General features: G+C 37.8%; 16 protein-coding genes. 12 read left to right on the top strand and 4 right to left on the bottom strand.

All coding sequences use genetic code 11. The features are described 5' to 3' along the window. Positions 1-509 precede the first annotated feature (509 nt). Together Q5O86_RS10180 and Q5O86_RS10175 are read right to left on the bottom strand one after the other, a co-directional pair. Entirely contained in the window at positions 510-1,202 is a 693-nt protein-coding gene (locus Q5O86_RS10180) for a hypothetical protein (protein ID WP_302627038.1), read from the bottom strand. 108 nt (positions 1,203-1,310) lie between these two features. After that, a complete protein-coding gene (locus Q5O86_RS10175) occupies positions 1,311-1,868 on the bottom strand; it encodes a DUF1836 domain-containing protein (protein ID WP_302627037.1) in 558 nt (185 codons plus the stop codon). A gap of 279 nt (positions 1,869-2,147) precedes the next feature. On the opposite strand from Q5O86_RS10175, the gene Q5O86_RS10170 reads away from it, so the two are divergent. Further along, entirely contained in the window at positions 2,148-3,815 is a 1,668-nt protein-coding gene (locus Q5O86_RS10170; RefSeq protein WP_302627041.1) for a glutamine--tRNA ligase/YqeY domain fusion protein, read from the top strand. 85 nt (positions 3,816-3,900) lie between these two features. Here the strand turns inward: Q5O86_RS10170 and Q5O86_RS10165 are convergent, their stop codons facing one another. Then, complete coding sequence (locus tag Q5O86_RS10165) at positions 3,901-4,542, bottom strand: hypothetical protein (RefSeq protein WP_302627036.1); 642 nt, start codon at positions 4,540-4,542, stop codon at positions 3,901-3,903. 288 nt (positions 4,543-4,830) lie between these two features. Between Q5O86_RS10165 and Q5O86_RS10160 the strand changes: the two genes are divergently transcribed. The 9 genes from Q5O86_RS10160 (at position 4,831) to Q5O86_RS10120 (ending at position 16,674) form a co-directional block, all read left to right on the top strand. Then, the gene (locus tag Q5O86_RS10160) at positions 4,831-5,622 is read left to right on the top strand and encodes a Cof-type HAD-IIB family hydrolase (protein WP_302627035.1); all 792 of its coding nucleotides are present in this window, start codon (positions 4,831-4,833) and stop codon (positions 5,620-5,622) included. A gap of 60 nt (positions 5,623-5,682) precedes the next feature. Further along, the gene (locus Q5O86_RS10155) at positions 5,683-6,561 is read left to right on the top strand and encodes a DNA-3-methyladenine glycosylase (RefSeq protein ID WP_302627034.1); all 879 of its coding nucleotides are present in this window, start codon (positions 5,683-5,685) and stop codon (positions 6,559-6,561) included. A 141-nt stretch (positions 6,562-6,702) separates the two neighbouring features. Next, complete coding sequence (gene groES, locus Q5O86_RS10150; protein ID WP_302627033.1) at positions 6,703-6,987, top strand: co-chaperone GroES; 285 nt, start codon at positions 6,703-6,705, stop codon at positions 6,985-6,987. Between the two features lie 24 nt (positions 6,988-7,011). Further along, positions 7,012-8,634, top strand: coding sequence for a chaperonin GroEL (groL, locus tag Q5O86_RS10145; RefSeq protein WP_302627032.1), 1,623 nt, complete (start codon positions 7,012-7,014; stop codon positions 8,632-8,634). Between the two features lie 383 nt (positions 8,635-9,017). After that, entirely contained in the window at positions 9,018-11,654 is a 2,637-nt protein-coding gene (locus Q5O86_RS10140) for a hypothetical protein (protein ID WP_302627031.1), read from the top strand. 148 nt (positions 11,655-11,802) lie between these two features. Continuing rightward, a complete protein-coding gene (gene recG / locus Q5O86_RS10135; RefSeq protein WP_302627030.1) occupies positions 11,803-13,833 on the top strand; it encodes an ATP-dependent DNA helicase RecG in 2,031 nt (676 codons plus the stop codon). A gap of 48 nt (positions 13,834-13,881) precedes the next feature. Next, entirely contained in the window at positions 13,882-14,913 is a 1,032-nt protein-coding gene (locus Q5O86_RS10130; protein WP_302627029.1) for a D-alanine--D-alanine ligase, read from the top strand. Between the two features lie 22 nt (positions 14,914-14,935). Further along, complete coding sequence (gene murF, locus Q5O86_RS10125; RefSeq protein WP_302627028.1) at positions 14,936-16,315, top strand: UDP-N-acetylmuramoyl-tripeptide--D-alanyl-D-alanine ligase; 1,380 nt, start codon at positions 14,936-14,938, stop codon at positions 16,313-16,315. A gap of 158 nt (positions 16,316-16,473) precedes the next feature. Next, positions 16,474-16,674 carry an alpha/beta-type small acid-soluble spore protein gene (locus tag Q5O86_RS10120; protein WP_302627027.1) on the top strand — a complete coding sequence of 67 codons (201 nt, stop codon included), beginning with the start codon at positions 16,474-16,476 and terminating at the stop codon, positions 16,672-16,674. 114 nt (positions 16,675-16,788) lie between these two features. Here Q5O86_RS10120 and Q5O86_RS10115 read toward each other — a convergent pair whose 3' ends face one another. Further along, positions 16,789-17,925, bottom strand: coding sequence for a ribonuclease H-like domain-containing protein (locus tag Q5O86_RS10115; protein ID WP_302627026.1), 1,137 nt, complete (start codon positions 17,923-17,925; stop codon positions 16,789-16,791). Between the two features lie 274 nt (positions 17,926-18,199). Between Q5O86_RS10115 and rsxC the strand changes: the two genes are divergently transcribed. Then, positions 18,200-19,513 carry an electron transport complex subunit RsxC gene (gene rsxC, locus Q5O86_RS10110; RefSeq protein ID WP_302627025.1) on the top strand — a complete coding sequence of 438 codons (1,314 nt, stop codon included), beginning with the start codon at positions 18,200-18,202 and terminating at the stop codon, positions 19,511-19,513. Between the two features lie 12 nt (positions 19,514-19,525). Further along, positions 19,526-20,500, top strand: coding sequence for an RnfABCDGE type electron transport complex subunit D (locus tag Q5O86_RS10105; RefSeq protein WP_302627024.1), 975 nt, complete (start codon positions 19,526-19,528; stop codon positions 20,498-20,500). The last annotated feature ends 1 nt before the right edge of the window (position 20,501 follow it).

Below are 20,501 nucleotides of genomic sequence, written 5' to 3'. Positions count from 1 at the left end.
ATGTGACTGGAGTTCTGACGTGTGCTCTTCCGATCTCTCGATGTCCATAGTGGCGATGACCAGGCGGAGCTGGCCGAAGATGATGTCCATGGCCAGCTCCTGGATCTCCTGGAGCTTCAGGCCCAGCAGGCGCTCGGCGGCGTTCTGCATCACGCCGGGCTCGGTGGACACGCCCACGGTGAACCGGCTGGGCACGTTGATGCGGATGTTCTGGCGGGACAGGGCGTTCTCCAGATCCACGGAGATGGACATGGGGGTCAGATCCAGGAACTCATAGGCCTGGATCACCGGCCAGATGAAGGCCGCGCCGCCGTGGATGCACTTGGCGCTGCGGGTGGTGCCGTCCTTGTTGCTGCCCACCTTACCGTAGATGACCATCACCCGGTCGGAGGGGCACTTCTTGTACCGCTTGATGATGAACACCAGCAGGGAAAAGACGATGAGGACGATGACGCAGACCAGAATCATGCCGAAGATACTGTCAAACATGAGCTTTCCTCCTTTACTTCCTATTCTTCTTGCTTTTCTTGCTGCCCGGATGACGCGGGGGCGGGCTCCACCAGCAGGATGTCCCGGCCGGCCAGGCCGGTCACCCGGACGGTGCTGCCCGTGGGGATGGGCTGAGGGGAATCGGTGCGGGCGTCCAGCTCCCGCAGCTGCTCCTGCACCGTCACCATCACCTTGCCCTCCCCCGTCCGGGCGGGGGGCACGGTGAGGTACACCTGGCCGGCCAGGCCCACGGCGTTGCGCAGATCCAGGGTTCCGTCGTACTGGAGGCGCACCGCCTGGCGCACCGCCAGGGCGATGCCCACCATGCCGGCAAAGCCGATGGGCACGGCCAGGAACACGGCCAGGAAGCCGGGCATCCCCACCTGGCACAGGCACAGGCCGCCCCACCCGAAGAGCACCAGGAAGGCCACCACGCCCCGCACCGTGAACAGGTGCAGGCCGCTGTCGGGACCGCCGGAGTGGTCGGGGGTCAGGTCGGAGCCGTCGCCGCCGGGGGGAGCGTCGTGGCCGCCCACGTCGAAGTGGCTGTCCACGTGGTCAAGGCCGCCGTCCCCCTCCCCGGCGCCGTCGCTGTCAAACACGCCGCCGGCGAAGAGCAGGACGGTCTGGATGATCAGCACCAGCGTGGCGGGGACGGCGATGTAGAGCAGAATGTGTTCCAGGGCAGTGAGGGACTGCCACCAGGCTGCCATGGACGCGCGCCTCCTTTCTCTCAGGCGAAAAATTCAGGGAACTTCAGGGATGTATCTGAAAACAGCGGCAGAGGCCGGAAAGCCGTCCCGCCGCTGGATCGGGACGCCTCAGGTCAGGGCGGACAGGAGGGCCTCCGCCTCCTGCTTGAGCCGGGCGGCCAGGTAGGCCGTCAGGATCACATGCAGGCAGCGGGCCACCCGGTCCCGGGCGCCCGGGACGCTCTCACGGTAGCTCTCCGCCGCTGTCTGGCACCAGCGGGCCGCCTCGTCCGGCCCGCTGGGAGGCTGATGCTCCACCAGGGCCGCCAGGCGTACAATATAGAGATACAACTGGAAATCGTCAATCAGATCGTCCGATTCATCGTCCAGCTCCCCGTTGACATAGGAGAGCAGGGCGCAGATTTTGTCCAGCTGCATGGAATCCTTCAGCATATTGATCAGGACGATGCGGGAAAACTGGCGGCGGGAGTACCGCTTGCGCTCCGGCGGGGCCACAAAGCCCCGGCGGACCCAGTTCTGGATGACATAGGGCTCCAGCCCGGTCAGGCTGGCCACCTGGGAGAGCATCAGCCCCCCGGCCAAAAAGAGGTAGTTCAGCAGGGTCTCCGCCTCCTCCGGTCGGTTCCAGTCCACCGCGATGGTGGTTCCCGGCAGCGTCTTTGCCATATCATCCACTCCTTTTCTTGCTTTGACATGATTATACTAAATAATCATATGATTGTCAATTGGGATTTAAAGATAATTTATTGGGGTGTAAGATACTGTGATGTGTATGTAAAGAGGTAATATAGGATAGAATGAAAAAAGGAACTTTCGCATATTTGAAAAGTTCCTTTTTGCGTTATTGAAATAGAGTTCCATTTATTGTATAATTTTATGCATTATGGAAAAAGTAATAAAAATCGGAGGCAAAAGATGGTAACAGACAAAAATATGAGTGAAGAGATGGATAATGAAAAGGCAGAATCCAAAAATTTTATAGAACAGATTATTGATAAGGATTTGTCGGAGGGAAGATTTGACCATGTTCAAACGAGATTTCCCCCGGAGCCGAATGGGTATCTTCATATTGGACATGCGAAATCTATTTTATTAAATTATGGATTGGCACAAAAGTATGATGGAAAGTTTAATATGAGATTTGATGACACGAATCCTACAAAAGAAAAAGAAGAATTTGTGGATTCAATTTTAAAGGATATTAAATGGCTTGGAGCAGATTGGGAAGACAGATTGTTTTTTGCATCCAATTATTTTGAGGAAATGTATGAGGCAGCTGTAAAATTAATAAAAAAGGGTAAGGCTTATGTATGTGATTTATCTCCGGAAGAGATAAGAGAATATAGAGGAACATTGACAGAGGTGGGCAGGAACAGTCCTTATAGAGAGAGAAGTGTAGAAGAAAATCTTGAACTCTTTGAGAACATGAAAAATGGTCTTTATCAGGATGGAGAGAAAGTATTAAGGGCAAAAATTGATATGGCAAGTCCGAATATTAATATGAGAGACCCTATTATATATCGAGTTGCACATATAACACATCATAACACAGGTGATAAATGGTGTATTTATCCGATGTATGATTTTGCTCATCCGATTGAGGATGCTATAGAAGGTGTAACACATTCTATTTGTACATTGGAATTTGAAGACCACAGACCTTTGTACGATTGGGTTGTGAAAGAATTAGAATATGAAAAACCGCCAAAGCAGATAGAGTTTGCTAAATTATATGTTACAAATGTTGTAACAGGTAAAAGATATATTAAAAAATTGGTTGAAGATGGTATTGTTGACGGATGGGATGACCCAAGACTTGTATCGATTGCAGCACTTAGAAGAAGAGGCTTTACGCCGGAATCCATTAAAATGTTCGTAGAATTATGTGGTATCTCAAAAAGTCAGAGTTCAGTAGATTACGCTATGTTGGAATACTGTATCAGAGAAGATTTAAAATCTAAGAAAACAAGGTTAATGGCGGTATTAGACCCGATAAAGGTAGTAATAGATAATTATCCGGAGGAACAGGTAGAATGGTTTGATGTAGTGAATAATGTGGAGTGTCCTGAGCTTGGAACAAGAAAAGTACCGTTCTGTAAGGAAATTTATATAGACAGAGAAGATTTTATGGAAGAGCCGCCTAAGAAATATTTCAGACTTTTCCCAGGAAACGAAGTAAGACTTATGAATGCTTATTTTGTGAAATGTGTGGACTACATTAAAGATGAGAATGGTAAAGTTGTAGAAATTCATTGTACCTATGACCCAGAAACAAGAAGCGGAAGCGGATTTACGGGAAGAAAGGTAAAGGGAACCATTCATTGGGTCTCCGCAAAGCATGGTGTAAAAGCAGAAGTGCGATTGTATGAAAACATTGTAGATGAAGAAAAAGGAAAATTAAATGAGGACGGCACATTAAATTTGAATCCAAATTCACTTACCGTTTTAAAGGATTGTTATATTGAGCCGAATATTTCTGATGTAAAACCGGAAGATAAATTCCAGTTTGTAAGACAGGGATATTTCTGTGCAGATTTAAAAGATTACACAGAAGAAAATCCGGTGTTTAATAGAATTGTATCTTTAAAAAGCTCATTTAAGCTGCCAAAATAAAAGAATAATCAAAAGCTCCAAACAGATGTAGGTGATACAGCGTTTGGAGCTTTTTACATATTGTAAAAAATCATGAAATTATTTTTTATAAATCTTTTAATTCATCTGTCAAAAAATCATCATCGGAATCTGTGTCTACCGTGACATCATCTTCTGTCTCAGCAGAATCAGAAGCGTTATCTGAAGGTTTGGTGACTATGTCTTCATCTTCAAAGATATCTTCATATTCATCATCAGCGGAATTGAAAATTTTGTCTACAGTTTCACCAACTTTTTCTTTTGCGGTGGCTGCAACATTTGCAACTTTATCTTTGGCAAGTTTAATGTTATCTTCACCAACTTTTTCTACAACCATATCTTTGGCTTCGTTTGCTTTCTCCATTGCAAAGTCAGCCATATCAGAGATTTTCTCTTTCATATTTTTGATATTTTCTTCGCCAATTTTATCTGTAACAGTATTCTTTAATTTATCTGTGGCATCAATTACTTTATCAGCAGTGTCATCGGCAACTTTTTTTACTTTCTTTTTGTTGATAGTTATAGTAACTTTTGTGTTGCCCTCATTATCAGCATTTTTGTTAAATTCGAAAGCTTTCTTATCATCGAAATCATCAAAACTGTCTACTTCCCCGTTGCGTGTTTCTTTACGTTTTTTTACATAAAGTGCACTGCCAACTGCAGCACCGGCGACAGCAGCTGTACCAAATAATTTTTTTAAAAAACCCATACCATGTTCCTCCGTTACATTTGTTTTATTATGTCAGAAATTTCCTAGACATGATTAAATTGATTATAATACTATTTTAGCCGAAAATAAAGCAGTAATACATAAAAACTTCTTTACTTGATTATAAAACCTAAAAATGATAGTCTAATAATTGTTTAAATTTTCGGTAATGATACATATATAAATACAAATAGCAAGAAATCAAGTATTTTCCTGCTAAATTTCTAAACAGTTATAATAGATTATGAAATAAAACAAAAAATGTGAAATCTAGGAAAGAGAAGAAAGATGGATAAAAAAATAGTTTTTTTTGATATTGATGGTACAATATACAAATACGATATGGGGATTCCAAAAGATACTTTTGAATCTATTCAACAATTAAAAGAGAATGGTCATATTCCGGTGATATGTACAGGAAGAACACGGTGCATGATATATAGAGAACATCTATTGCCTGGATTTCAACATATAGTAGCCGGAGCTGGAACTTATGTTGAAATTGATGGGAAAGAAATATTTCATGCTAAATTGGATGAAAAAGAGGCAAGGCGTGTTATAAACAGTTTTATAAAGAACGGATTTGTTCCTGTCGCAGAGGGGAGAGACCATATTTATATTGGAACTGATAAAAAAGGACTGACGGAAAAAAATCAATATGTATTAAAGGTATATGAATCGAATATTGGTGATGCTATATTAAGTACAGTAGAAAAAAAGATAGATGTTTCCAAAGTAAGTGCTATGTTTACATATCATAGTAATATGGAAAATATGATACAAGAGTATAGGGATACTTATAATATTATTAAACATAATGATAATTTGTTAGAGCTGATTCCAAATAACTTTAATAAGGCAAAAGGAATTGAAAAAATGATAAATTATCTTGGAATTTCATGGGAGAATACCTATGCATTTGGTGATAGCTTCAATGATATTGACATGTTGAAATATGTGAAATATGGCTGTGCAATGGGAAATAGTGATATGGAAATAAAATCGCAGGTAAAATATATTACATCTGATTTTGATAAAGGGGGAATTAGGGACGGACTTGAGATGTTTGGATTAATATAAGAAGTGTAATTTAATGAAATAAACAAAGGAAGCTTCGATGAGAATGTCAGGAGGAAAATTGTGAGAATACTCGAAGAGAAAAATAATACAATTATAAAGGGGATAAAAGATTTCGACCTGGAACAAACCCTCGAATGCGGGCAGTGTTTTAGATTTTATAAACAGGCAGAGAAAGATTATGTTGTAGTCGCGTATAACCGCTTGTTACATATAAAACAGAAAGAGAATACTCTTATTTTTATGGATTGTAAAGAAAAGGTTGCGAGACAGGTCTGGATACCATATTTTGACTTGGAGAGAGACTATGGGGAAATTAAAAGATTTTTAATAAGAAAGAATACGGTATTAGAACCGGCAATTAGTGAAAAATATGGAGTGAGGATTTTAAATCAGGAGTTTCATGAAATATTAATCTCTTTTATTATATCTCAGAACAAACAAATTCCTCATATAAAACAAATTGTTAAAACGATTAGCGAAAAATATGGTACATATTTAGGGGAAGTCAATGGTAAAAAATATTATTCATTTCCGGAAATACAAAAATTGGAAAAAATAACAGAAGCAGAGTTCAGAGAAATGAAAACCGGATTTAGGGCGCCATATCTTGTAGATGCAGCTAAGAAGCTTTCATCGGGTGAAATATCGGAAAAGATATTGGCAGATATGAATGAGGCAGATACCCGGAAAAAATTGTTGGAAATCAGAGGAGTTGGAGAAAAAGTTGCAAACTGTGTAATGCTTTTTTCGCTTGGATGGCGTCAGGCATTTCCGATTGATGTCTGGATAAAGAGAATAATGGAGACTTTGTATTTTAATAGTGAAGATACATCCAAAGAAAAAATTGCAGAATTTGCAAAGGAGATGTTCGGTGAATATGGCGGATACGCACAGCAATATCTTTTTTGTTTTGGAAGAGATAATCATATCGGAAAATAACAGAATGTGAAAGAATTGTTAAATTTTTGTTTTAGGGTTGCAATTATTTACAAAAGTGTTAGTATATGTATTAGAAATTAGCACTCAATAAATAAGAGTGCTAATAAAAAGAGTGAAATAAATTTAATGGAGGTTGTTATAATGAAATTAGTACCATTAGCAGATAGAGTAGTTTTAAAACAATCTACTCCGGAAGAAAAAACAAAATCAGGAATTATTTTGACCAGTCAGTCACAGGAAAAGCCACAGCAGGCAGAGGTTGTTGCCGTAGGTCCTGGTGGAATGATTGATGGAAAAGAAGTTGTGATGAGTGTTAAACCAGGGGACATGGTTATATATTCAAAATATGCAGGCAACGAAGTGAAGTTAGAAGATGAAGAATATATCATTGTAAAACAGTCAGATATTCTTGCGATTGTTGAATAGTTGTTATTTAGGAGGTATAGGAAAATGGCAAAGGAAATTAAATATGGTGCAGATGCCAGAACCGCATTGGAATCAGGTGTAAATCAGTTGGCAGATACAGTAAAGGTGACATTAGGACCAAAGGGAAGAAATGTCGTATTAGATAAATCTTTTGGTGCTCCATTGATTACAAACGATGGTGTTACCATTGCAAAGGAAATTGAGTTAGAAGACTCTTTTGAAAATATGGGAGCTCAGCTTGTAAAAGAAGTTGCAACAAAAACAAATGATGTGGCAGGAGATGGAACAACGACGGCTACAGTATTGGCGCAGGCAATGATTAATGAAGGAATGAAAAATCTTGCCGCTGGAGCAAACCCTATTATCTTAAGAAAAGGAATGAAAAAAGCTACAGATATTGCCGTAGATGCGATTGCAGAGATGAGCAGTGTTGTTACGGGAAAAGAGCAGATTGCCAAGGTTGCCGCTATTTCAGCAGGTGATGAAGAAGTAGGAAACATGGTTGCAGATGCTATGGAAAAAGTATCTAATGACGGTGTAATTACAATTGAAGAGTCAAAGACAATGAAAACTGAGCTTGACCTTGTAGAAGGTATGCAGTTTGATAGGGGTTATATTTCAGCATATATGGCTACAGATATGGAAAAGATGGAAGCTAATTTAGATGACCCATATATATTAATTACAGACAAGAAGATTTCCAACATTCAGGAGATTCTTCCAATACTAGAACAGATTGTACAGTCTGGTTCAAAGCTCCTTATTGTGGCAGAGGATGTAGAAGGAGAGGCACTTACAACGCTTATTGTTAACAAGCTTCGAGGAACATTTAATGTAGTTGCAGTAAAGGCACCTGGATATGGCGATAGAAGAAAAGAAATGTTAAAAGATATTGCGATTCTTACAGGTGGTCAGGTCATTTCAGAAGAACTTGGACTTTCCCTTGCTGAAACTACGATTGAGGATTTAGGTAGAGCAAAATCTGTAAAAGTGGCAAAAGAGAATACAATTATTGTAGATGGTCTTGGTGATTCCAGTGAGATTGAGGCAAGAGTCGGTCAGATTAAGGCTCAGATTGAGGAGACAACATCAGAGTTTGATAAAGAAAAGCTTCAGGAAAGACTGGCAAAACTTGCCGGAGGTGTAGCAGTTATTAGAGTTGGTGCCGCAACAGAACCTGAAATGCAGGAAAATAAATTAAGAATGGAAGATGCATTAAATGCTACCAGAGCTGCTGTGGAAGAAGGTATTATCGCAGGTGGTGGTTCTGCATATATTCATGCATCCAAGAAAGTTGCGGAACTTGTCAATACATTAGACGGTGACGAGAAGACAGGAGCTGCAATTATTCTTAAGGCATTAGAGTCTCCGCTTTTCACAATTGCAGCAAATGCAGGCTTAGAAGGCTCCGTGATTGTAAATAAAGTAAGAGAGTCACAGCCGGGAACAGGATTTGACGCATTACATGGCGAATATGTTCAGATGGTAGATGCAGGTATACTTGACCCTGCTAAGGTTACAAGGAGTGCATTACAGAATGCAACCAGTGTGGCTAGTACACTTCTCACAACAGAATCTGTTGTTGCGAATATTAAAGAAGATATACCACCTATGCCGGCAGGAAACCCGGGCATGGGAATGATGTAATGCAATAAAATCTTCAAGCACGACAATGCAGAAAGACCGCCGAAAGGCGGCACAAGGATAAAGAGATACCCGAAATCATACATTTATGCATGATTTCGGGTATCTCTTTATCCTTATGTACACATCGCTTCGCAATGTTCTTTCTGCATATTTCTGTATTTGAAGTTAAACAATACAGTTATAAAAATGTGAAAAATCATTTATTGACATAGAGGTTTTTCACATTTTTATAACTGTATCCTTTCCCGGCTTAATCAGTGCCTTTTTACATTGTCATGGAAATATGATGTTTTCTTATACATACTGCATAAAAACATTTTTATAATTGGAATGATTGTGTATATATGTTACAATAAAGAAAATAAAATAAGGAGTAAAAAAGAATGAGTAGAATGAAACAAAGAATTTTTTCTTTAATTTTAGTTTGTACATTGGCTATATCGGGAATGACAATAACCCCTGTGAAAGCATTAGATTTAAGTGCTACACCAATTACAAAACTGACATTTGCAGAAAATGCCGATGGAACAAGTACCATTTCATGGGAGGCGAAAGGAAATGGTTCTTATAATATTTATAAGGCAAAGAGCAGATACGCAAATTATACGAAAGTTGCAAATGTTAAGGAAACAACATATGTAGACAGTGATTATAATGGAGAGTATTATAAGGTTTCTTATGTTGATAATGGTAGAGAGTATATATTATCAACTCCAATTTCATACGAAATCGCAACATTTGGTTATAATACAGACATTTTTGAGCCAACGGATAAAATGAGTGAGATACAGTCTCGTATTAACACAGTTTATAAAAAGACAGAGGCGGGACAGTTTTTGGCAGATCGCTATGACCGTTACGCATTTATGTTTGCACCGGGTACATACAGCAAAGATTTAAATGTAGAAATAGGATTTTATACACAGGTAGCCGGATTAGGAAACTCGCCGGAAGACACAGTCATTGGAAATATTAACTGCAAGGCAGAGTGGATGAAAGGAAAAAAATATGACGGCTCTATTAATTATAGCGCCTTATGTAATTTCTGGCGTTCTGTTGAAAATCTGACAACTACGGCAAACAGAACGATGTGGGCTGTTTCACAGGCTACGTCAATGAGAAGAATGAATATTAGAGGAAATCTTGATCTACATCATGATGGTGGATATGCCAGTGGTGGATTCCTTGCTGATACTAAGGTTGCAGGAAGAAAGTATACATATAAAGATGACAAGACAGGAAAAACAATCGCCGCAGAGGCAGGAATTTCAGGTGGTTCACAGCAACAATGGCTGACAAGAAACACAGAGATGAATAGATGGGATGGCAGTGTCTGGAACTATGTATTTGTAGGTTGTAAAACAGCTTCTTTATATGATTCGGCTACAGTTAAGAATGGTCCGGATGGAGAATGGCCTTACGCTCAGTATACAAAGGTAACAGATACACCGGAGATTCAGGAAAAGCCTTTCTTAATGAAAAAGGATAATGGAGAATATGGTGTATTTGTGCCGTCTGTCAGAAAAAATGTATCCGGAGTTTCGTGGAATAGTGAAGGTAGTGAAGGGGAATTTATCAGCTTAGATAAATTCTATATTGCAAAGCCGACAGATACAGCTGCAAAGATAAATGAACAGATTTCCACTGGTAAAAATCTTATTTTAACACCAGGTATATATGATATCAGCGAGCCAATCCGTATAACAAATGAAAACACCGTTGTTTTGGGGCTGGGATATGCTACCTTAAAACCAACAAAGGGAAATCAGTGTATGACGATTGCTGATGTTGGTGGAGTAAAACTGGCAGGAATCTTATTTGATGCAGGAAGAACAAAGTCATCAGCGTTATTGACAGTGGGTGCGAAAGATAGTAAGACAAGCCATGAAGATAATCCGATATTATTAAGTGATACATTTTACAGAGTCGGTGGTGCAGATAACACACCATGTAAAGTTATAACCTGTGTTATCATAAACAGCAGTGATGTTATTGGTGATAACTTCTGGGTATGGAGAGCTGACCATGGTGCAGGTGTTGGCTGGACAAAGAATACAGCAGATACCGGTGTTATTATTAACGGAGATAATGTTACAACATACGGTCTTATGGTGGAACATTTCCAGAAATACCAGACAATGTGGAATGGTAATGGCGGAAAATGTTATATGTACCAGAGTGAGCTTCCATATGATATCACGAGTCAAAATGTATGGAATGCGTCAGGCTCCTATGGATACACAGATTATAAAGTGGCATCTAATGTAAAAACGCATGAGGGATACGGTATTGGAATTTATTCGTGCTATCAGGCTGCAACCTGTTTCTTAAAATCAGCGATTGAATGTCCAAATGCACCGGGAGTTAAATTTACAAATGTATGTACATATAGTTTAAGTGGAAATGGTGGCATTGATTATGCGATAAACAAGAGTGGTTATGGTGTATATGCAAACAGTGAAATGTGTAAAATAATGTCATACTCTAATGGTAAATTTACATGTGACAAAACAGGGGATAAAGCTAGAAAAGTAATTTGGCTGGCAACAATTAAATCATCTACGGATTCTGTTAAATATACAGGAAAAGAAATTAAACCGAGAGTAACAGTTACATATAAAGGCATCAAGTTAAGAGAAGGTGTTGATTATACCCTTACATATAAAAATAACAAAGAAGTAGGGAAAGCAAAAATTTATGTAAAGGGTATTGGTAACTTTAGAGATAGTGAAACGCTTAAATTTAAAATTAAGCTTGCAAAAACGGCAATCACAAAGAAAAAAGCTACAAAGAAAAAAATCAGCATATCATACAAGAAGATAAAAGGTGCGAATGGATATCAGGTTGTTTATTCGACAAAGAAGAATTTTAAGAAAAAGACAGTAAAGAATACGAAAAAGACTAAGATTTCTTTCAAAAGAAAGGTAAAGGGTACATATTATGTTAAAGTCCGTGCCTATAAAAAAGTTAAGAAAAAATATACATATGGAAGCTATAGTAAGACAATAAGAATTAAATAATTTACTCAAAAGAGTTATCCTGTTACGTTATGAAACAGGATAACTCTTTTCGTGTAATCATAAACTTGAAAATGCTTTGTTGTGGCAATCTAGTTATATATGTGATAAAATAAGCGGTAGGTTTTGAGAGAGAACAAATTATAAGGAAGTGGAAATGATATTAAAAGATTTAAATGGCATTGGTGAGAAAACTGAAAAATTGTTAAATAAAGCCGGTATTTTTGATGTAGAAGATTTATTAGAATATTATCCACGATACTATGATGTGTTTGAGAAACCTGTTTTGATTAGAAATTTGGAATGTGACAGAACCCAGGCAATTCAGGCGGAGGTAGTGAGAGAAATAACTGTAAAACGTATAAGAAATCTACAGGTTGTCAATGGATATTTGCGAGATGGGGAAGGAAATGCTATTAAGGCAACTTGGTTTAATACACCTTATCTGAGAGGAAAACTGAGAGTTGGAGATATATATATTTTTAGGGGATTTGTAAGGGAGATGAGAGGAAATTTTACCATCGACCAGCCTAAAATTTATTCTCTGCCGGAGTATGATAAAAAGATGGGGGAAATGCAGCCTATTTATCCATTGGTGCATGGATTAACCAACAATATTGTTCAAAAAGCCATAAAACAGGCAATAACTAAGGTCAATATAACAGATAATATTCCAAAATCAGTGAGAGAAAAATATGCATTAGAAAATAAAAAAAATGCAATTGTTAATATTCATTATCCTAAAAAAATGAACGATATGTTACATGCAAGAAAAAGGATTATATTTGAGGAGTTTTTTTCTTTTATTATTACTCTTAGAAATTTAAAGGAAAATAATGATATTGTAAGAAATCCCCATGTTTTAGAAGAACCGGAAGAGGTGAAAACGCTGGTTTGTCATCTTCCTTATAAACTTACATATGCTCAAATCCGCACATGGGAAGAAATAAAAAGAGATATAAAATCTGAACGAGTCATGAATCGCCTGGTGCAGGGCGATGTAGGTTCAGGAAAAACAATTATTGCGATTCTGGCATTGCTTACCGCAGCATGCAATGGGGTGCAGGGAGCGATGATGGCGCCAACAGAAGTTCTTGCAAGGCAGCATTATGAAACTATTTGTCAGATGTTGATTGAAAACAATATTTCCATTAAGCCGGTTATTTTGGTAGGGTCTATGACAGCAAAAGAAAAGCGAGAGACGTATGCCCTTATCGAAAATGGTGAGGCTGATATTATTATTGGGACGCATGCTTTGATTCAGGAAGAAGTAAAGTATAAAAATCTTGCACTGGTAGTCACAGATGAACAACATAGGTTTGGTGTCAGACAAAGAGAGACGATATCGGAAAAAGGAGAAAACCCTCATGTTATGGTAATGAGTGCTACACCAATACCGAGAACGTTGGCAATTATTATGTATGGTGATTTGGACATTTCTATTATAGATGAATTGCCGTCCAACAGAAAACCTATCGCAAATTGTGTTGTAGGAACCGATTATCGGTATAATGCATATAAATTTATGGAACAGCAGATTTCACAGGGAAGACAGGTATATGTAATTTGTCCGACGGTGGAATACAGCGAAGCTGTTGAAGGGGAAAATGTAATTGAGTACGCAGAAAAATTGAAACAGATATTTCCTGTGTCCATTCATGTTGAATATTTGCATGGAAGGATGAAAGCATCAGAAAAAAATGATATTATGGATAGATTTGCCAGAAATGAAATACAGATTTTAGTGTCTACTACGGTTGTCGAGGTCGGAGTAAATGTACCAAATGCCACAGTTATGATGGTAGAGAATGCTGAGCGATTCGGTCTGGCGCAGCTTCATCAGTTAAGAGGTCGTGTTGGTCGAGGAAAGCATCAGTCTTATTGTATTTTTATGAATGGCAGTGGAAAGAAAGAGGCAGCTGAGCGTCTGGAAATTTTGAATCAATCAAATGATGGATTTTTTATTGCGAATGAGGATTTAAAACTTAGAGGCCCTGGGGATTTTTTCGGTGTCAGACAGAGTGGTGATTTTGAATTTAAACTCGGAAATATTATGAATGATGCGAAGATTTTAAAAGATGCGGCAGAAGCTGTCACTTTAATGGAAGATGGGAAGTTACAGGTGACAGAACAGGAAAAAACAGTTATGAACAGTAAGATTATACAGACTGTGAATATATAGACTATGAGGAAGGAGTAGTTATTATTTTTTAATAATAAAGAGTAGGTTATGAATATTGTAGTTTTATGCGGAGGAAACAGTACAGAGAGAGAAGTTTCCATTCATTCGGGTTACAATGTATGCCAGGCATTAAGGCGGAAAAATCATAATGCGATATTACTGGATGCTTTTTTCGGAACAGATAAAACTGATATTTTCGAGGAAGCAGAGAAGAGTTATGATATTGAAAAAGAAAAAGAATACATCTGCTCTCTTTCGTGTAAAGTAAACGAGATAGAAGAAATGAGAAATAGTTTTTTTGGGGAAAATGTAATTGAGATATCTAAGAAGGCGGATATTGTATTTTTGGCATTGCACGGAAAAAATGGTGAAGACGGAAAATGCCAGGCTGCTTTTGATTTATTTGGAATCAGATATACCGGTTCAGGACATCTTGCAAGCGCTATGGGAATGGATAAAGCTGTTACAAAACAAATATTTATAGCAAAAGATGTGCCAACGGCAAAAAGTGTATGGATTGAAAGAGGAGACAGCACGAAACTTTCTGACTATGGGATGAAATTTCCGGTGGTTGTAAAGGCATGTAACGGAGGTTCCAGCGTAGGTGTTGTTTTAGTTAAGGATGAGAGTGATTATAAAGAGGCGCTTGATACCTGTTTTGCATTAGACAGTCAGGTTTTAATTGAAGATTATATTGATGGAAGAGAATTTTCAGTAGGTGTAATCAATCATAAAGCTTTGCCGATTGTTGAGATTATACCGAACGATGGCTGGTATGATTATGAGAATAAATATAAAGAAGGCGCAACTGTTCATGTCTGTCCGGCACACTTAGATGAAGAAATGACAGAAAAGATGATGAAGATAGCAGAAAAAGCTTATGCTGCTATCGGATGCGAGCCGTATGCCAGAGTCGATATCATGATGGATTGCCAGGGAAATATGTATTGTTTAGAAGTTAATACATTGCCGGGAATGACAGCAACAAGCCTGATTCCGGATGAAGCAAGGGCGATAGGCATAGATTATCCTACACTTTGTGATAATATTATAGAGTTATCGTTAGCTAGATATCAGTAGATTAAAATATTAGGAGGCAAATATGGGATTAAAAAATATGACACTCAGTAATATTGCAAAAGCGTGCAATGGTGTTTATTTTGGAGACGAAAATCTAAAAGAAAAAGAAATCACTGGTGTTGAAAAGGACAGCAGACTGATAAAAGAAGGATTCTTGTATTTACCATTTGTGGGAGCCAGGGTCGATGGACACGATTTTATTCCACAAGTATTTGAAAAAGGAGCTTCCTGTACATTATCTGAGAAAGATTTAGAAAACGTATGTGGTCCCTATATTAAAGTAGATTCTGTGGCAGAGGCATTAAAAGATATTGCTGAATTTTACAGAGAACAGTTATCTTGTAAAATTATTGGAATCACTGGCAGTGTAGGAAAAACAAGTACAAAAGAAATTATCGCTTCTGTTTTGAGCGAAAAATATCAAGTGTTAAAAACGGAAGGGAATTATAATAATGAGATCGGAATGCCTCTTACAATTTTAAAAATAAGAAATTATCATGAGATTGCGGTAATTGAAATGGGTATCAGTGATTTTGAGGAAATGCACAGATTGGCAAAGGTATCCAAGCCGGATGTCTGCGTGATAACAAATATCGGAACATGTCATTTAGAAAACTTAGGAGATAGAGATGGTGTATTCCGTGCAAAAACAGAAATATTTGATTATGCAAAAGAAGACTGCTTTGTTGTATTAAATGGTGATGATGATAAATTGATTCAAATTCATCAGGTTAAGGGGAAAAGTCCGTTATTTTTTGGAATACATTCAAGACAGGATATCAGTATCATTACATATAAAGAAAATGGTGTTTTAGGTACAGAGGTAGAAATAAAATATTTCGATGATATTTTGAAAACAGTAATACCAATTCCGGGGTTTCATATGCTTTACAATGTTATGGCAGCAACATGTATTGGTGTACATTTTGATATGACATTGGAGGAAGTTGATAGAGGAATTAGAAAATTAAAGGCTATTAATGGTAGAAATAATATTTTTACTGCACATGGAATAACTGTCATTGATGACTGTTACAATGCGAATCCTATGTCGATGAAGGCTTCTTTAAATGTGTTGTCCAAGGCACAAGGCAGAAAAGTTGCTGTTTTAGGAGATATGTTTGAATTGGGAAAAAATGAAGTAGAATTACATGCGCAGGTAGGAGAAGAAGCGGCAAAACTCGGTATTGATTTAGTTATCTGTATTGGAAATTTGTCAAGAAATATTGCAGAAGCAGCAAAAAGGGGAAGTGGGCATGTTTTGCATTTTGCCCATAAAGAAGATTTTATGACAAAAATTGAAGACTATATTAAAGAAGGTGATACTGTTTTAATAAAGGCATCAAACGGTATGAAATTTAGTACAATAGTTACTAAGTTAAAAGAAAAAACATTATCATAAAAATTATATTTGAAACAAGTAAGAAAAAAATGTCAAATTAACAACAAGTTACCAGTTTATTAATCTTCTTTTTTCACATAATACTATTGTAACAAAAATTCAATTGAAGCTTGGTTACAATTTCTAAATTTCTAATATGAAAAATGGAGGTAATTGAAATGAGTAATTCAAACAAGGTTAATGTTCCAGAAGCAAAGAGTGCTATGAACAGATTCAAAATGGAGTGTGCATCAGAAGTAGGTGTTCAGCTTACAGATGGTTACAATGGTAACTTAACATCAGCTCAGGCTGGTTCTGTTGGTGGACAGATGGTTAAGAAGATGATTGAAGCTCAGGAAAGACAGATGAGCGGTAAATAACATTTTGTTTTTTCTGAAACAGAGAGGTTCACTTAGATGTGAACCTCTTTCTTTTTGTGATGGCGACGAGGAAAATGGAAATCATGCTTGCATAGATGGACATTTGACGGCCGCTTACAATCCCGGAATGCGGCTGATGCCGCTTCCGGTCATTTGAGGTTTTTCGTTTATATAATCCAGAATAGAGTACACATAGGAAGAGATATTATTATCATTCAGGGTATTGGATTGGATAAATCCTGATTTTGATTTATAATCTTCTTTTAAAATATGTGTCCAAGCTGAATTTTTCAAATCAAATACGGGTAAAAATTCTCCGGAAAACTTTTCATAACATGTAGAGGCAGTTGCCTGTTTTCGATATTGTTTATCTACAAAACCTGAAATACTTTTGTGGACTGCTTTATCTTCCAGGATAAGATAATAATAATCCTTTGGATTCGAGAAAAAGTATTTGTAGGTACCATAAATAATAGGAATCGTTATAACTGCCCGATTATCATTTGCGTTTAAATGGATAGTGTAATGATAGGATAACGGAAAGGGAATAGGATTCTCTAATTCTAAATGAATTAATAATTCTTTTTCAACTTCTCCATTTATATTTTTGTAATCTTGAAATTCATAATCGATTAATGTGAATTTTTTCTCAAATAAATCGCCAATGGATAGAAGAGATATCAGTTTTCCCATATTGAACACATCTTCGCGATTGTGGAGGAGTAATGGAAAAATGAGGCGCTCATCCTTTGTTTCTACATATTGTTTATAAACTTCTATTAAATCTCCACCGGAGAATGGGTCTTCACGATGGATTGATAATTTTTTTTCAAAGGATTTTTGCTTGAGATTTTCCATTTTTAAAATATGATTGAGTCTGGACAATGGTTTGTAAATATCAATACTTTTAAAGTTTTCAAAACAAAAGTCTAATTTATATTTTGCGCCACGTTCTTTTACAAAAGGTATGTCAAAATTATTTCCATTAAAATGTATGATTGTATTAAAATTTTGTATAAATTTATGGAAAGCCATGAGGACGTTTGCCTCATCATTGAAATTCTCGGCAAGCCATTGTATGTACGATAATTCTTTTCCTGAAAAATACATACAGCCAATTAAATAAACATTACAATATTTTCTAGAAAAGCCGGTTGTCTCAATATCAAAAAATAAAACTTTATCGGTATCTGCTATCTCAGAAATTGGATATTCAATTTTTGTATTTGCTTTATCTCTAATTACTAACATATATTTATATTATCATATTTTTTTTGTAATTGACAATATAAATTAGAATACTGTTTTACTCTTTTGAGAATAGCAGCATTTTCTTATGTTTGCTTGAATAACTTTAAATAATTCATTTTATTTTTTTGAAAAATAAGTACTAGCCTTTCCCATTGAAGAAATTGACAAAAAGTATTATTATAGAACAGATGGGGATTTATAGCGAAAAATGGGTTTTGATATATATGCCATTATTATTTATTGGTATTGAAATAAATTGAAAAGAGGTATTAAAATGTCTATTCTAACATTTAAAGGCGGAGTTCATCCATATGATGGAAAAGAACTGTCGAAAGACGTGTCTGTTAGGCAGATTTTTCCGGGAGATGAAGTGGTATTGCCGCTTTCCCAGCATATTGGTTCTCCGGCGAAGCCTGTTGTAGAAGCAGGACAGAGAGTCTTAAAAGGGGAACTGATTGCTGCGGCAGATGGGTTTATATCAGCAAACATTCATTCCTCCGTGTCAGGGATAGTAAAGAAAATCGAACAAAGGCTTGTACCAAATGGAAGCAAAGTGCTATCTGTTATAATTGAAAATGACGGAGAATATGAAGAGTTTGTGTACGAGGCAAAAAAAGAGCCTTGGACGAAAGAATATATCAGGGAAGCCGTAAAGGATTGTGGAGTGGTAGGTCTAGGAGGTGCATGTTTTCCTACACATGTTAAGCTGGCACCTAAGGATGAGAATGCTATTGATTATGTTATTGTAAATGCGGCGGAATGCGAACCATATATTACTTCTGATTACAGGAGACTGGTGGAACAGCCTCAGGAAGTAATAGAAGGATTAAAAATAATGTTACAGCTTTTTGAAAATGCTAAAGGCGTTATTGCGGTGGAAAATAATAAACCGGATGTAATAGAAAATTTAAAAAAGCTTACAGATAATGAAAATAAAATAGAAGTTGCAGCTTTAAAGACGAAATATCCACAAGGGTCAGAGCGGCATATCATTTATGCCATAACACATAGAAAAATCAATTCCTCAATGCTTCCGGCAGATGCGGGTTGTATTGTTGATAATGTAGACACTGTCTACAATATATACAGAGCGGTAAAGTTTTACAAGCCTTTGACAGAGCGAATCGTTACTGTTTCCGGTGACGGGATAGGTCAACCGTGTAATTTAGAGGTTCCTTTTGGAACAAGCCATGCTTTGGTTGTGGAGGAAGCAGGCGGAATAAAAGAGAATGTAGAGAAAGTTTTATCCGGTGGTCCAATGATGGGGCAGGCAATGTTTACGCTAGATGTTCCGGTGATAAAAGGTTCCTCAGCGATTCTTGCGTTTCAACGGGATGAGATTGCACATGCTACAGTCACAAATTGTTTAAACTGTGGTAAATGTGCTCAGGTATGTCCGGAGGGGCTTATCTGTGCAAAGCTTGCTCAGGCTGCGGCGGCAGATGACATGGAAAGCTTTGTGAAAATGCATGGTATGGAGTGTATTGAGTGTGGAACTTGTAATTTCAACTGTCCTGCGAATAGAAATATTACACAGTCAGTTAGAACGATGAAGAAAAAAGTGCAGGCAGCACACAGGAAAGGGTAAGGGTGAGTAAAAATGTATAATGTATCTTCAAGCCCTCATGTAAAGGCGAAACTAACAACGCAGACCATTATGCGTGATGTGATTATTGCATTACTGCCGGCAACAATTTTCGGAATATACAATGCAGGGAATCTTTTTGGAATGAAGTATGCAGTTCACTCAGCATTACTTATTATAGTGACAGTGATATCCTGTGTGGCTGCTGAATATATCTATACGACAATTTCAGATCAAACAATTACAATTTTTGATTTGAGTGCGGTAGTAACCGGTATGATTTTAGCGCTTAATCTGCCTTGTACGTTTCCTTATTGGAAGGCAGCGCTGGGCGGAGCCTTTGCAATCATTATTGTAAAACAGTTATTTGGCGGATTGGGGCAAAATTTTATGAATCCGGCGCTTGGTGCCAGATGCTTTTTGATGCTTAGTTTTGCAGGGAATATGACGGCATTTTTCCCGAAAGACGTAAGCGGAGTAGATGCTGCAACCAGCGCTACACCTCTTACGGCATTGAAAAACATGGGAGAAAGTTCTTCTCCGCTACTTGATATGTTTCTTGGTAACCATTCGGGTACAATTGGCGAAACGAGTATTATTGCACTATTAATAGGCGTATTGTATCTTACTGTAAGAAAAATAATTGATTTAAGAATACCGATTACATATATTTTGGTTTTTGCTGTTTGTATTATGTTGTTTCATGGCAGTACGGATATTGAATTTTTATGTATGCATTTATGTGGTGGTGGATTGATTTTTGGTGCTTTCTTTATGGCGACAGATTACACTACATCACCTATCACAAAATCAGGGAGATATATTTTTGGAATTTGTTTAGGTGTTCTTACAGCTGTTTTCAGAACTTTTGGAAATACAGCAGAGGGTGTGTCCTATGCAATTATTTTCTGTAATCTTTTGGTTCCACTCATTGAAAAATGGTCGATTCCAAAGGCTTTTGGTGTGGTTAAGATGAAAGGAGGCAAATAAT

The organism is uncultured Eubacterium sp. (assembly GCF_937958975.1).
Taxonomy (GTDB): domain Bacteria; phylum Bacillota; class Clostridia; order Lachnospirales; family Lachnospiraceae; genus Eubacterium_G.
The sequence above is the reverse complement of the archived record's forward strand: the minus strand, read 5'-3'. Positions and strand labels throughout refer to the sequence as shown.

What these genes read in the sequence shown, in the direction of transcription:
- Q5O86_RS10160 (WP_302627035.1), top strand. Translation starts at nt 4,831, where the DNA reads ATGGATAAAAAAATAGTTTTTTTTGATATTGATGGTACAATATACAAA.
- Q5O86_RS10180 (WP_302627038.1), bottom strand. Translation starts at nt 1,202, where the DNA reads ATGGCAGCCTGGTGGCAGTCCCTCACTGCCCTGGAACACATTCTGCTC.
- Q5O86_RS10105 (WP_302627024.1), top strand. Translation starts at nt 19,526, where the DNA reads ATGTATAATGTATCTTCAAGCCCTCATGTAAAGGCGAAACTAACAACG.
- Q5O86_RS10140 (WP_302627031.1), top strand. Translation starts at nt 9,018, where the DNA reads ATGAGTAGAATGAAACAAAGAATTTTTTCTTTAATTTTAGTTTGTACA.
- Q5O86_RS10175 (WP_302627037.1), bottom strand. Translation starts at nt 1,868, where the DNA reads ATGGCAAAGACGCTGCCGGGAACCACCATCGCGGTGGACTGGAACCGA.
- groL (WP_302627032.1), top strand. Translation starts at nt 7,012, where the DNA reads ATGGCAAAGGAAATTAAATATGGTGCAGATGCCAGAACCGCATTGGAA.
- murF (WP_302627028.1), top strand. Translation starts at nt 14,936, where the DNA reads ATGGGATTAAAAAATATGACACTCAGTAATATTGCAAAAGCGTGCAAT.
- Q5O86_RS10130 (WP_302627029.1), top strand. Translation starts at nt 13,882, where the DNA reads ATGAATATTGTAGTTTTATGCGGAGGAAACAGTACAGAGAGAGAAGTT.
- groES (WP_302627033.1), top strand. Translation starts at nt 6,703, where the DNA reads ATGAAATTAGTACCATTAGCAGATAGAGTAGTTTTAAAACAATCTACT.
- Q5O86_RS10115 (WP_302627026.1), bottom strand. Translation starts at nt 17,925, where the DNA reads ATGTTAGTAATTAGAGATAAAGCAAATACAAAAATTGAATATCCAATT.
- rsxC (WP_302627025.1), top strand. Translation starts at nt 18,200, where the DNA reads ATGTCTATTCTAACATTTAAAGGCGGAGTTCATCCATATGATGGAAAA.
- Q5O86_RS10165 (WP_302627036.1), bottom strand. Translation starts at nt 4,542, where the DNA reads ATGGGTTTTTTAAAAAAATTATTTGGTACAGCTGCTGTCGCCGGTGCT.
- Q5O86_RS10120 (WP_302627027.1), top strand. Translation starts at nt 16,474, where the DNA reads ATGAGTAATTCAAACAAGGTTAATGTTCCAGAAGCAAAGAGTGCTATG.
- Q5O86_RS10170 (WP_302627041.1), top strand. Translation starts at nt 2,148, where the DNA reads ATGGATAATGAAAAGGCAGAATCCAAAAATTTTATAGAACAGATTATT.